At 65.0% G+C, this 12,852-nt stretch carries 15 protein-coding genes; 10 read left to right on the top strand and 5 right to left on the bottom strand.

The features are described 5' to 3' along the window. Window positions 1-14: 14 nt before the first annotated feature. The 5 genes from sucD to ATO6_RS00055 form a co-directional block, all read right to left on the bottom strand. The gene (gene sucD, locus ATO6_RS00070; protein WP_088621924.1) at window positions 15-896 is read right to left on the bottom strand and encodes a succinate--CoA ligase subunit alpha; all 882 of its coding nucleotides are present in this window, start codon (window positions 894-896) and stop codon (window positions 15-17) included. A 1-nt stretch (window position 897) separates the two neighbouring features. Beyond that, a complete protein-coding gene (locus ATO6_RS24730; RefSeq protein WP_141101902.1) occupies window positions 898-1,332 on the bottom strand; it encodes a hypothetical protein in 435 nt (144 codons plus the stop codon). Window positions 1,333-1,338: 6 nt separating this feature from the next. After that, window positions 1,339-2,532 carry an ADP-forming succinate--CoA ligase subunit beta gene (gene sucC, locus ATO6_RS00065; RefSeq protein ID WP_088621923.1) on the bottom strand — a complete coding sequence of 398 codons (1,194 nt, stop codon included), beginning with the start codon at window positions 2,530-2,532 and terminating at the stop codon, window positions 1,339-1,341. A 607-nt stretch (window positions 2,533-3,139) separates the two neighbouring features. Next, complete coding sequence (mdh, locus tag ATO6_RS00060; protein ID WP_088621922.1) at window positions 3,140-4,102, bottom strand: malate dehydrogenase; 963 nt, start codon at window positions 4,100-4,102, stop codon at window positions 3,140-3,142. 199 nt (window positions 4,103-4,301) lie between these two features. Next, window positions 4,302-4,607, bottom strand: a complete 306-nt coding sequence (locus ATO6_RS00055; RefSeq protein ID WP_088621921.1) for a hypothetical protein — start codon at window positions 4,605-4,607, stop codon at window positions 4,302-4,304. Window positions 4,608-4,929: 322 nt separating this feature from the next. On the opposite strand from ATO6_RS00055, the gene ATO6_RS00050 reads away from it, so the two are divergent. The 10 genes from ATO6_RS00050 (at window position 4,930) to ATO6_RS00005 (ending at window position 12,796) form a co-directional block, all read left to right on the top strand. Then, window positions 4,930-5,781 carry a CoA ester lyase gene (locus ATO6_RS00050; protein ID WP_088621920.1) on the top strand — a complete coding sequence of 284 codons (852 nt, stop codon included), beginning with the start codon at window positions 4,930-4,932 and terminating at the stop codon, window positions 5,779-5,781. Between the two features lie 42 nt (window positions 5,782-5,823). Next, entirely contained in the window at window positions 5,824-6,369 is a 546-nt protein-coding gene (locus tag ATO6_RS00045; protein WP_088621919.1) for an NnrU family protein, read from the top strand. Window positions 6,370-6,382: 13 nt separating this feature from the next. Further along, window positions 6,383-6,586, top strand: coding sequence for a DUF1737 domain-containing protein (locus ATO6_RS00040; protein ID WP_088621918.1), 204 nt, complete (start codon window positions 6,383-6,385; stop codon window positions 6,584-6,586). Next, window positions 6,586-7,617 (top strand): MaoC family dehydratase, encoded by a 1,032-nt coding sequence (locus ATO6_RS00035; protein WP_088621917.1) that lies wholly within the window; start codon window positions 6,586-6,588, stop codon window positions 7,615-7,617. Before ATO6_RS00040 ends, ATO6_RS00035 begins: the two co-directional genes overlap by 1 nt. A 312-nt stretch (window positions 7,618-7,929) precedes the next feature. Continuing rightward, window positions 7,930-8,313 (top strand): succinate dehydrogenase, cytochrome b556 subunit, encoded by a 384-nt coding sequence (sdhC, locus tag ATO6_RS00030; RefSeq protein WP_088621916.1) that lies wholly within the window; start codon window positions 7,930-7,932, stop codon window positions 8,311-8,313. Window positions 8,314-8,323: 10 nt separating this feature from the next. Continuing rightward, window positions 8,324-8,695: a succinate dehydrogenase, hydrophobic membrane anchor protein gene (gene sdhD / locus ATO6_RS00025; RefSeq protein ID WP_088621915.1), complete on the top strand. Its 372-nt coding sequence runs from the start codon at window positions 8,324-8,326 to the stop codon at window positions 8,693-8,695. Window positions 8,696-8,705: 10 nt separating this feature from the next. After that, window positions 8,706-10,511: a succinate dehydrogenase flavoprotein subunit gene (sdhA, locus tag ATO6_RS00020; RefSeq protein WP_088621914.1), complete on the top strand. Its 1,806-nt coding sequence runs from the start codon at window positions 8,706-8,708 to the stop codon at window positions 10,509-10,511. A 69-nt stretch (window positions 10,512-10,580) separates the two neighbouring features. Then, window positions 10,581-11,660, top strand: coding sequence for a glycosyltransferase family 4 protein (locus tag ATO6_RS00015; protein ID WP_176440777.1), 1,080 nt, complete (start codon window positions 10,581-10,583; stop codon window positions 11,658-11,660). Window positions 11,661-11,729: 69 nt separating this feature from the next. After that, entirely contained in the window at window positions 11,730-12,509 is a 780-nt protein-coding gene (locus ATO6_RS00010) for a succinate dehydrogenase iron-sulfur subunit (protein ID WP_088621912.1), read from the top strand. Then, on the top strand, window positions 12,509-12,796 hold the full coding sequence (locus ATO6_RS00005; RefSeq protein WP_088621911.1) for a hypothetical protein: 288 nt from the start codon (window positions 12,509-12,511) through the stop codon (window positions 12,794-12,796). Before ATO6_RS00010 ends, ATO6_RS00005 begins: the two co-directional genes overlap by 1 nt. Window positions 12,797-12,852 lie beyond the last annotated feature (56 nt).

The following is a 12,852-nucleotide window of genomic DNA, read 5'->3' as shown; positions in this document are numbered from 1 at the left end:
CTTTTCGTCCGGCCTCAGCCGATGGCCTTCAGCACGGCCTCGCCCAGTGCCGCGGGGCTGTCCGCGACCACGATCCCGGCGCTCTTCATCGCCTCGATCTTGTCCTCGGCGCCGCCCTTGCCACCGGCGACGATGGCGCCCGCGTGGCCCATGCGGCGGCCCGGAGGGGCGGTGCGGCCCGCGATGAAGCCCGCGGTCGGCTTGGACCGGCCCTTTTTCGCCTCGTCCTTCAGGAACTGCGCGGCTTCTTCCTCGGCCGAGCCGCCGATCTCGCCGATCATGATGATCGATTGCGTCTCGGGATCGGCCAGGAACATCTCCAGCACCTCGATATGCTCCGTCCCCTTGATCGGGTCGCCGCCGATGCCGACAGCGCTGGACTGGCCCAGCCCCGCATCGGTGGTCTGTTTCACAGCCTCATAGGTCAGCGTTCCCGAGCGGCTGACAACCCCGACGCTGCCACGTTTATGGATGTGTCCGGGCATGATGCCGATCTTGCAGGCGCCGGGGGTGATGACGCCCGGGCAGTTCGGCCCGATCAGGCGCGACTTGGAGGTCCGGAGCGCGGCCTTCACCTTCATCATGTCGAGCACCGGAATGCCCTCGGTGATGCAGATGATCAGCGGCATTTCCGCGTCGATCGCTTCGAGGATCGAGTCCGCGGCGAACGGCGGCGGAACGTAGATGACAGAGGCATTCGCCCCGGTCACGTCGATCGCTTCGTGCACCGAGTTGAAGACCGGCAGGTCCAGATGGCTCTGCCCGCCTTTGCCGGGGACGACGCCGCCGACCATCTTGGTGCCGTAGGCAATCGCCTGTTCGGTGTGGAAGGTGCCCTGAGAGCCGGTGAGGCCCTGGCAGATCACCTTGGTGTTTTCGTCTACGAGAACGGCCATGTCAGGCCTCCTTGACTTTGTTTTGTACAGATTCGCCCGGAGCAAAAACTTCCGCGCGAAAATATCCTGTCGAAGGGTCAAAACGGGTAATTGCCCAAAAGCCCTTGCGCCTTTCCACTTGCCAGGGTTCCGCATTGCCGAACCCTTTCTGTGGATCACCGTCACAGAGGACCACGTCAATCCTCCGCTCAAACCTTTGGATCGCTTCCATTATATGCTGCTTGCGGAGCGAATTTCCCGATTGACCTATCCAGTACTCAGCATCGTCCAAACTGGGAAATGCTTCCCAATAATCGATGTAAGGTCGCTTATTTTCGACGCCCTTAAGTTGTGTGAACAAGGCAAGGCAAACGCCGGAATCGCTCGCTGCTGACCAATCCCTGCGATTATTGACTAAGCAGTAGCCGAGTTCGTTGAATGCCGCGCCGTAGTTCATCCGAACTCAGCCCTTCACCGCTTTGACGATCTTCTCGGCGCCGTCGGACAGGTTGTCGGCGGCCACGACGTTCAGGCCGGAGTTCGCGATGATCTCCTTGCCCTTCTCGACGTTGGTGCCTTCCAGCCGGACGACCAGCGGAACCTTCAGGCCGACTTCCTTGACCGCCGCGACCACGCCTTCGGCGATGACGTCGCAGCGCATGATGCCGCCGAAGATGTTGACGAGGATGCCTTTGACGTTCGGGTCCGAGGTGATGATCTTGAACGCCTCGGTCACCTTCTCCTTGGTCGCGCCGCCGCCGACATCGAGGAAGTTGGCGGGTTCGGCACCGTAGAGCTTGATGATGTCCATCGTCGCCATGGCCAGACCCGCGCCGTTCACCATGCAGCCGATCTCACCATCGAGCGCGATGTAGTTCAGGTCGTACTTGGAGGCGGCGAGTTCCTTGGGGTCTTCCTCGGTCTCGTCGCGCAGCGCCTGGATGTCGGAATGGCGGTAGAGCGCGTTGCCGTCGAAGCCGAGCTTGGCGTCGAGCAGCTTGAGGTTGCCGTCCTTCATGACGATCAGCGGGTTGATCTCCAGCATCTCCATGTCCTTCTCGGTGAAGGCCTTGAAGAGCTTGCCCATCAGGTCGACACAGGCCTTGACCTGCTTGCCTTCGAGCCCGAGGGCGAAGGCGATGCGGCGGCCGTGGAACGGCTGGTAGCCGGTCGCGGGCTCGACAGAGAAGCTGAGGATTTTCTCGGGCGTCTTGGCCGCGACTTCCTCGATGTCCATGCCGCCCTCGGTCGAGCAGACGAAGGAGATGGCCGAGGTCTGGCGGTCGACGAGCAGGGCGAGGTAGAGCTCGCGCTCGATGTCCGAGCCGTCTTCGATGTAGATGCGGTTGACCTGCTTGCCCGCCGGGCCGGTCTGGTGCGTCACGAGGGTGCGGCCAAGCATCTTCTTGGCTTCCTCGGCGGCTTCCTCGACCGACTTGGCAAGGCGGACACCGCCCTTGTCGCCTGCGTCGGCTTCCTTGAACTTGCCCTTGCCGCGGCCGCCGGCGTGAATCTGCGCCTTGACCACCCAGAGCGGGCCATCAAGCTCGCCCGCCGCGGTCTTGGCCTCTTCCGCCTTCAGAACCGCGCGGCCGTCCGATACCGGACATCCGTATTCGCGGAGAAGTGCCTTGGCCTGGTATTCATGGATATTCATGAAATCCGTCCCTTCTGCTGCTGGTGCGGGCGTAATGCCACTACCTTGCCATGGCATGAACGGATTTTTTCAGACAATCGGGGTTTTCCGCCGAATTTCTTTGATTTGTGATCACAGGCAGAAATCGTGTGATCACAAAGGGGAAATGGTGATACCAAATCAGGTCGGGAGTGGCGGCGAAGCCAAGAGACTCATGGGGTTGGCGCCCGTCCTTCGGGTTGGTTCGGCGCGGTTGCAGCCGAGCGGGCAGGGTCGGGGGCGCCCGTGCGGTCCGCTATGAACTTGTGCGAAAGAGTCATTTTCAAATCAGTTCTGCAACCCGTCTCCAGAGGCGGGGGCGTTTCGATCAGTTCCCAACAGGCGCGGAATCAAGGCGAAGCCGCCGCGCCAAGCGGCTGCCCGTCCCGGCGGGTAGGCGCTGTGAAATCCGCGCGATGACCCTGGGCAAAGGTGGGGTGTGGCGGGATAAAACGCGCCGTTCAGTCGTCGGGAGCGCCCACCCACGGGCAGGCTCCCAACGTGGTCAATTCAGGCAGGCGTCGGCTGGCCCCGTCACAAACGAAAAGGCCCGGCACAGGGCCGGGCCTTTCCACGAAATGCTGACCTATCAGGCGAGCGAGCCGTCGATGCCCTTGCAGGCCTCCACGAGACCCTTCACCGCGTCGACCGACTTGTCGAACATGGCCTGTTCGTCCTTGTTCATCTTGATGTCGACGATGCGCTCGATGCCGCCCGCGCCGATGATGGTCGGGACGCCGACATACATGCCTTTCAGGCCGAACTCGCCTTCGCAGTAGGCCGCGCAGGGCAGCAGGCGCTTCTGGTCTTTCAGATAGGCTTCGGCCATCTCGATGGCGGAGGTCGCGGGCGCGTAGAAGGCCGAACCGGTCTTCAGCAGGCCGACGATCTCGGCGCCGCCGTCACGGGTGCGCTGGATGATCGCGTCGAGCTTGTCCTGCGTGGTCCAGCCCATCTCGACCAGGTCGGGCAGCGGGATGCCACCGACGGTCGAGTAGCGTGCCAGCGGCACCATCGTGTCGCCGTGGCCGCCCAGAACGAAGGCGGTGACGTCCTTCATGGACACGTCGAATTCGAGCGACAGGAAGTGGCGGAAGCGGGCGCTGTCCAGCACACCGGCCATACCGCAGACCTTGTTCGCGGGAAGGCCCGAGAACTGCTGCAGCGCCCAGACCATCGCGTCGAGCGGGTTGGTGATGCAGATGACGAACGCGTCCGGTGCGTGGGCCTTGATGCCTTCCCCGACGGATTTCATGACCTTGAGGTTGATGCCCAGCAGGTCGTCGCGGGACATGCCCGGCTTGCGCGGCACACCGGCGGTGACGATGCAGACGTCCGCGCCTGCGATGTCCTCGTAGCTCTGGGTGCCCTTGAGCTTGGCGTCAAAGCCCTCGGCGGGGCCCGATTCTGCGATGTCGAGTGCCTTGCCTTCGGGAACGCCCTCGGCGATGTCGAACAGGACGACGTCGCCCAGTTCCTTCATCGCTGCGAGGTGAGCAAGCGTGCCGCCGATCTGGCCCGCGCCGATCAGGGCAATCTTGGGTCTGGCCATTGGATTTTCTCCGGTCCGTTGGAAATCTCCGGCGAAGCCCTAGGCGTTTCGCACGCGCCGCGCAAGGGCGCTCCATGCGCGCGGTGGCACTCGGCCGCGCGGAGGGCGACATTTTCCTGATCGGAGTCAATGTCTTGGGCAGGGCGCATCACATGGATGCGGCCTGAATGCGCCGCCGGTTCGCGCGCGACCGGTGCCCTCAGGCGGGATCCGACAGGTCCGGCAGCGACTCGGCCAGCGCCTCGAAGGCCTCGCCACTGGCGACGAGGCATGTCAGGCCCGAAGCGTTCGTCACCGTGATCGTCCAGGTGCCCGAAGCGTCCGAGGCAAAGACCTCGACCACCATGTTGTTGGCGCTGACGCCGATGGCGCGGCGGTTCTCGCCGTATTTCTCGGCCAGTCCCTCGACCACGTTGTGGCGGGGCGCGCAGGGGGTGCCCTGCGCGGCGGATTGGGTGGCGAGAATGGCCATAGCGATGGCGGCGGTGAGGGTGACAATCTGCATGGGTCCGTCCTGTGGTTCGTCCTGTGGCGGGGAACCGGTCGACTGGCCTGCCCGGCGGGGCGACGGCCCGTCCCCTGATGTCTGGTCCTTGCGGCACGGGTCCCCGTGGACCGGCGGCCAAGCCGCGGGATCGCCCGTGTCACGATGAAAGATGCCGGACCGGGGCCGAAGATGTGGTTAATCGCGCGGCCGTTGCATCGGATGCCAGCTATTTTGCCGATCCTCCGGGCGGGTGACGCTGCCGCGCGGCGAAGTGATGCTTGAAATTTCCCGTCGATCAGTGCGATGGACACGCAACATTCTTTCCAGAGGGACTCGCATCATGGACGCCGCAACCCGCCCCTACCGCTCCGTTCTCTATATCCCCGGCTCCAAGGAGCGGGCACTGGACAAGGCGCGGGGCCTGCCGGTCGATGCGATCATCTTCGACCTCGAGGACGCGGTGACGCCCGATGCGAAACCCGCGGCGCGCGATACGCTGAAGGCGGCGCTGACGCAGGGCGGCTACGGTGACAAGGCGCGGATCATCCGGATCAACGGGCTGGACACCGAATGGGGCGCGGACGACGCCAAGGTGCTGAAGGATGCGGACGCCCATGCCTTCCTGCTGCCCAAGGTCAACTCGGCCGCCGACGTGCAGGCGCTGGCCGATATCGTGGGCGACGCGGACATCTGGTGCATGATCGAAACGCCGCTCGGCGTGTTCAACGCGCTGGAGATCGCGGCGCATCCGTCGGTGAAGGGCTTCGTCGCCGGCACCAACGATCTGGCCAAGGAGCTGAACTGCCGCTCGCGCGATGATCGGCTGCCGATGATGTTCGCGCTCCAGCAGATGCTGCTGGCCGCGCGGGCGCATGGCGTGGTCTGCGTGGATGGCGTCTACAACCAGTACCTGAACGAGGAAGGTCTGGCCGTAGAATGCGAACAGGGCCGCGACCTCGGCTTCGATGGCAAGACCCTGATCCACCCTGCGCAGGTCGAGGGCGCGAACAAGGCGTTCGCCCCGACCGAGGCCGAAATCGACCTCGCCCGCCGTCAGATCGCGGCGCACGAGGAGATCGAGCGGACGGGGCAGGGCGTTGCGGTCGTGGACGGCAAGATCGTCGAAAACCTGCATGTCGAAACCGCACTCAAGACGCTCGCCAAGGCGGATGCCATTGCCAAGATGGGCTGACGCGCAGAGTGTGACGCCGATTCACTTGGAAAGGCCGATGTCATGACGCTGCTCGTTCTCGGGGTTCTCCTCTGGGCGCTTGCCCATTTCTTCAAGCGCCTCGCGCCCGCCGCGCGGGGCCGGATGGGCGATGCCGGGAAGGGCGCGGTCGCGGTTGCGCTGGTGGTGTCCGTGCTGCTGATGATCTTCGGCTACCGCATGGCCGAGGGCGCGTTCTTCTGGGGCCGCCATCCCGCGACGGTCGGGATCAACAACCTGCTGATGATCGCCGCGCTCTACTTCACCTCGCCGGGCCCCAAGAAGGGCGCGCTGTTCTACCGGATGCGGCACCCGATGCTGACCGGGTTCCTGCTGTGGTGCATCGCGCACCTGCTGGTGAACGGCGACACGCCGTCCTTCGTTTTGTGGGGCGGGCTGGGTATCTGGGCGATCGCCGAGATGGTGGTCATCAACCGGGCGGAACCGGGCTGGACGCCGCCCGCCAAGGGGTCGATCGGCAAGGACGCCATGTTCGCGGCCATCTCGGTCGTGCTTCTGCTGGTCATCGGCTGGGTTCACACCTGGCTGGGCTATCCGACCTTCGGCTGAGATTGGAGACGAGATGAAACTCTACCGACTGCTGACCGAGGACGACACCTCGGCCTTCTGCCACAAGGTGACGGCGGCGCTGAACAAGGGCTGGGCGCTGCACGGCTCGCCCGCCTACGGGTTCGACGCGACGACCGGCAAGATGCGCTGTGCGCAGGCCGTGGTGAAAGAGGCGCCGGGCGATTACACGCCGGACACGAAACTGGGGGAACAGTGATGGCCAAGACCAATCCGGGCCGGTTTTTCGAGGATTACAGGGTCGGCGAGGTGATCCACCACGCCGTGCCGCGCACCGTTTCGGGCGGCGAGCGGGCGCTTTACCACGCGCTCTACCCGGCACGTCATGCGCTCTATTCCTCGGACGAATTCGCGCGGGCCTGCGGGCTGCCGTCCAGCCCGGTGGACGACCTGATCGCGTTCCACATCGTCTTCGGCAAGACGGTGCCCGACATCTCGCTGAACGCCGTCGCCAACCTCGGTTACGCCGAAGGGCGCTGGCTGAAGCCGGTCTACGCGGGCGACACGCTGCATTCCTCGTCCGAGGTGATCGGGCTGAAGGAGAACTCCAACGGCAAGACCGGCGTGGTCTATGTGCGCACGACCGGAACGAACCAGCACGGCGAGGCCGTGATGGAGTATGTCCGCTGGGTCATGGTGCGGAAGAACAACCTCGACGCGCCTGCCCCCGAAGCGGTGGTGCCGGAACTGAACGGGGTGATCCCAGCGGGTGACCTGCTGCTGCCCGAGGGGCTGAACTTCTCGAACTACGATTTCACGCTGGCGGGCGAGGCGCACCGGTGGGGCGATTACGAGGTGGGCGAGGTGATCGACCATGTCGATGGCGTCACCATCGAGGAAGCCGAGCACATGATCGCCACGCGCCTGTGGCAGAACACGGCCAAGGTGCATTTCGACGCGACCTTCCGGCCCGACGGGCAGCGGCTGATCTATGGCGGGCACGTGATCTCGATGGCGCGGGCGCTGTCGTTCAACGGGCTGGCCAATGCGCAGATGATCGTCGGTCTGAACGGCGGGGCACATGCGAACCCGTGCTTCAGCGGAACGACCGTCAAGGCATGGTCCGAGGTGCTGGACAAGGCCGAAACGGACGCGCCGGGCGTTGGCCTGGTGCGGTTGCGGCTGGTGGCGACGTCGGACGGGTCGGTCGGGGATCTGAAAGATGACGCCGGGAAATACCGGTCGGGCGTGCTGCTCGATCTGGATTACTGGGCGGCGATGCCGGTCTGACGATTGATCTGGTTGCCCGGGCAATCGGATCATGCCTCTGGCGGAGTGAGCCGCCTCCCGGAAAGCGACCGGTGGGCGGTTTCCGCCGCGAAAGGTCCGAGCCATGCGGCCGCACATAGCAGGGGATCGTGTTGATTCCCTTGCGTAACCGAGAGCCGCCTAGTTTGTGATCACGCGTCGAATATTTGTGATCACACTTGGCGCGGCGGGTGGTCGCGCGGCGGGAAAATCGTCATGTATGCGATGGCATGGTGATGACAAGGCCGGAAAAATGAGTATCAAGGCCCCGAGAGATACCGGAAAGGAAAGCTCATGGCTGACGTGAAAAGGGTCGAGCGCCCGCTTTCTCCTCACCTTACCATCTACCGCTGGCATATCCCGATGCTCACGTCGATCCTGACGCGTGTGACGGGTAACGCGCTGGTCGTGTCGGTGATCCTGTTCGTCTGGTGGCTGCTGGCCGCCGCTGTCGGGCCGGACTACTTCGCCACCGCCAATGCCTTCGTCACCAGCTGGTTCGGCGACCTGATCTTTACCCTGTCGCTGCTTGGGCTCTGGTATCACTACCTCGCCGGTCTGCGGCACCTGATCTACGACGCGGGCCGGGGTCTGGACATCCCGACCGCCGAGAAACTCGGCTGGGCCTGCCTGATCGGATCGGTCGTGCTGACCGTACTGACCCTGCTGATCGTGTAAGGAGACCGAGATGCGTTACCTGACCGACCGCAAACGGGCCGAGGGCAAGGGCGCCGCGCACAGCGGCACCGACCATCACTGGTACATGCAGGTGAGCGCCGTCGGCCTCGCCCTGATCGTGCCGATCCTGATCTACATCATCGGCAACGCCATGGGCGGCACGCACGAGGAGGTCGTCGCGACCTTCGCGCGGCCTGTCCCGGCGATCCTCACCGGCCTCGCGCTGGTCGTGGGGATGCAGCACTTCCGCAAGGGGGCGCAGATGATGATCGAGGACTACTGGCGCAAGTCCACCAAGAAGGTGCTGATCATGGCCGTCATCGTGCTGAGCTACGGCATCACCGCCACGGGGCTGTTCGCCCTCGTCAAGATCGCACTCTGAGGTAAGAACAATGGCCGCATACGAATACGAGACGCATGAATATGACGTCGTGGTTGTGGGCGCCGGCGGCGCGGGGCTGCGGGCGACGCTGGGCATGGCGGAGCAGGGGCTGCGCACGGCCTGCGTGACCAAGGTGTTCCCGACGCGGAGCCATACCGTCGCGGCGCAGGGCGGCATCGCCGCCTCGCTGTCGAACATGGGCCCGGACCACTGGCAGTGGCACATGTACGACACCGTCAAGGGCTCGGACTGGCTGGGCGACACCGACGCGATGGAATACCTCGCCCGCGAGGCGCCCAAGGCGGTCTACGAGCTGGAGCACTACGGCGTGCCGTTCTCGCGCACCGAGGAAGGCAAGATCTACCAGCGGCCCTTCGGCGGCCACACCACCGAATTCGGCGAAGGCCCCGCCGTGCAGCGGACCTGTGCCGCCGCCGACCGGACCGGCCACGCGATCCTGCACACGCTCTATGGCCAGTCGCTGAAGCAGAAGGCCGAGTTCTACATCGAATACTTCGCCATCGACCTGATCATGAGCGAGGACGGCGTCTGCACCGGCGTCGTCTGCTGGAAACTGGACGACGGCACCTTCCACATCTTCTCGGCCAAGATGGTCGTGCTGGCGACGGGCGGCTACGGCCGTGCGTATTTCAGCGCAACCTCGGCCCACACCTGCACCGGTGACGGCGGCGGGATGGTGGCGCGCGCCGGTCTGGCGCTGCAGGACATGGAATTCGTGCAGTTCCACCCGACCGGCATCTACGGCTCGGGCTGCCTGATCACCGAGGGCGCACGCGGCGAGGGCGGCTATCTGACGAACTCCGAGGGCGAGCGGTTCATGGAGCGCTATGCGCCCCAGTACAAGGACCTCGCGCCGCGCGACTACGTCTCGCGTTCGATGACCATGGAGATCCGCGAAGGGCGCGGTGTCGGGGAGCGGAAGGACCACATCTTCCTCAACCTCAACCACCTGCCGCCCGAGGCGCTGGCCGAACGGCTGCCCGGTATCTCGGAATCCGCGAAGATCTTCGCCGGTGTCGACGTCACGAAGGAGCCGATCCCGGTTCTGCCGACCGTGCACTACAACATGGGCGGCATCCCGACGAACTACTGGGGCGAAGTCATCAACCCGACCGCCGACAACCCGAACGCCATCGTGCCGGGCCTGATGGCCGTCGGCGAGGCAGGCTGCGCGTCGGTGCACGGGGCGAACCGCCTCGGCTCCAACTCGCTGATCGACCTCGTGGTCTTCGGCCGCGCGGCGGCGATCAAGGCGGGCAAGATCGTGAACCCCGACAGCGCGAACCCGGTGATGAACCAGGCCTCGATCGACAAGGCCTTCGACCGGTTCGACACCCTGCGCAATGCCAAGGGCGGCATCGCGACCGCCGATCTGCGGCTTGAGATGCAGCACACGATGCAGTCCGACGCCGCCGTGTTCCGCGAAGCGAAGACGCTGGAGGAAGGCGTCGAGAAGATGACCGCGATCGCGGCCAAGATGGGCGACCTCAAGGTCACCGACCGCAGCCTCGTCTGGAACAGCGACCTGATGGAAACGCTGGAACTGACCAACCTGATGCCGAACGCGCTCGCGACGATCTATGGCGCCGAGGCGCGCAAGGAGAGCCGTGGCGCGCATGCGCACGAGGATTTCCCGAACCGCGACGACGAGAAGTGGCGCGTCCACACCATCGCGCGGGTCGACGGCAACAAGGTCGACCTCAGCTATCGCGACGTGATCAAGGACCCGCTGACCACCGAATCCGAAGGCGGGATCGAGCTGAAGCGCATCGCGCCCAAGGCACGGACGTTCTGACGGGTCATGTCGCTTGCCGCGTCATACGAAGGTGCCGATGACACGCCCGGTGTCCGTGGAGACCGGGACGTGACGCGCGCCGACGCGGTGCTGCCGAAACTGCGGGTCTATCCCTCGGTCGGGGACAACCCCTATCAGGCGCTGCTCTACAGCGCGTTCGGCGATGTCGTGAGGATGGAGCGTCTGCGGCGCCCGCAGCTGCTGCGTCGGTTCGGCTTTGTCGGCAAGGCCGAGGTCCTGCATTTCCATTGGGAAGACGGCACCTTCTGGAAGGTGAAGTCGCCCTGGATCGTGCGCTGGCGGACCGGGATCGTCCTGCGGATGCTGAACCGGCACAAGGCCTCGGGCGGCAAGATCGTCTGGACGGTCCACAACGAACGTCCACACCGCGCGGGCGAGTTCCACGAAGGCTTCCGCACGCTCCGAAGCTGGCTGGTGGAGAATGCGGACCTCGTCCATGTGCATTCCGAGGCCGCGCGCGACCTGCTGATCGAACAATGGCCGGTCGATCCGGCGCGCATCGCCGTTGTTCCGCATTCGAGCTATGCCGGGTTCTACGCCCCCCAGGCCTCGGTCGTGCCCGGCACCAAGGCCGAGGGTGTCGCGGACCTGCTCTTCTTCGGGTCGCTCAACACCTACAAGGGCGTGGATGCCCTGATCGGGGCGGTCGGCCGCGACGGGCTGGGCGGAGCGGTCCGCAAGCTGACCATAGCCGGGTCCTGCGTGGCCTCGCGCCGGGCCGAGCTGCGCACCGCGCTCGCGGATGCCACGTTCGAAGCGGATCTGCGGCTTGGCAGGGTCCCCGACGACAAGGTCGCGGGTCTGATGAACCCGGGCCAGTTCATGGTCCTTCCCTACCAGCGCACGCTGACGTCGGGCGTGGCGCATCTGGCGATCACCTTTGGCCTGCCGGTCATCGGCCCGCGCCTTGGCGGAATTGCCGAGGGGCTGCCCGAGGCGGCGCGGGACCTGCTCTACGATCCCGAGGCCCCGGACGGGCTCGCCGATGCCATCCGGCGTGCTGCGGCCCTGTCGCCCGAAGAGTACCGCGCGCTGTCTGCCGCCTGCATCGCACATGCCGAAGCGATCGCGCCCGAAACCCAATCCCGGCGGCTGATCGCCGTCATGCAAGAGCGGGGGATCCTGTGATGACCCGCCCTGCCACCGCAAAGACAGCGCCGGGCCAAGCCCCGTCGCGGTTAGAGACAGGAGTAAGACATGGTTGAACTCGCCCTTCCGAAGAATTCCCGGATCCGGACCGGCAAGACCTGGCCCAAGCCCTCGGGCGCGACCAATGTCCGGGCGTTCCACATCTATCGCTGGAACCCCGATGACGGCGAGAACCCGCGTGTCGACACCTATCACCTCGACATGGACAAGTGCGGCCCGATGGTTCTGGACGCGCTGATCAAGATCAAGAACGAGATCGACCCGACCCTGACCTTCCGCCGGTCCTGCCGCGAAGGCATCTGCGGATCCTGCGCGATGAACATCGACGGGCGGAACACGCTGGCCTGCATCTTTGGCCTGGACGAGATCAAGGGCGACGTGAAGATCTACCCGCTGCCGCACATGTCGGTGGTCAAGGACCTGATCCCCGACCTGACCCATTTCTACGCACAGCATGCCGCGATCATGCCCTGGCTGGAAACCAAGACGAACCGCCCGGCGAAGGAGTGGAAGCAGTCCATCGAGGACCGCAAGAAGCTCGACGGTCTGTATGAATGCGTGATGTGCGCCTCGTGCTCGACCGCCTGCCCGAGCTACTGGTGGAACAGCGACAAGTACCTCGGCCCCGCCGCGCTGCTGCACGCCTACCGCTGGATCATCGACTCGCGCGATGAGGCCACGGGCGAACGGCTGGACGACCTCGAGGATCCGTTCAAGCTGTACCGCTGCCACACGATCATGAACTGCGCCAAGACCTGCCCCAAGGGGCTGAACCCGGCGGCGGCGATTTCGGAAATCAAGCGGATGATGGTCGAGCGCGCGGTCTGATGCCGCCCGAAGACCTGCCATCGCTGGACTTCAAGAGCCCGGAGGATCTGGATCAGATCCTCCGTCTGCTTTCGCGGCGCCTGCACTACATCAACCGCGTCTCGGGCGAGAGCCACTACATGTGGACTCTCGCCGAACTGCTGGCAGCCACCGGCGATCTGGCCAGGGCGATCAACGACCGGGAGGTCACGGCGCCCTTCGGCAACGGCTATGCGCCGGGCGAACTGGACCAGGCCGGACGGCGGGACCTGATGCTGGCGCTGCTGTCGGACCGGATGCCGGGCTGAGCCGGTGCTGATCGTCGTCGGCCTGCTGATCGCCTTCGTCATCGTCGCGCTGACGG

The organism is Oceanicola sp. 22II-s10i (genome assembly GCF_002210105.1).
Taxonomy (GTDB): domain Bacteria; phylum Pseudomonadota; class Alphaproteobacteria; order Rhodobacterales; family Rhodobacteraceae; genus Pseudooceanicola.
This window is presented reverse-complemented; position numbering and strand designations above follow the sequence as displayed.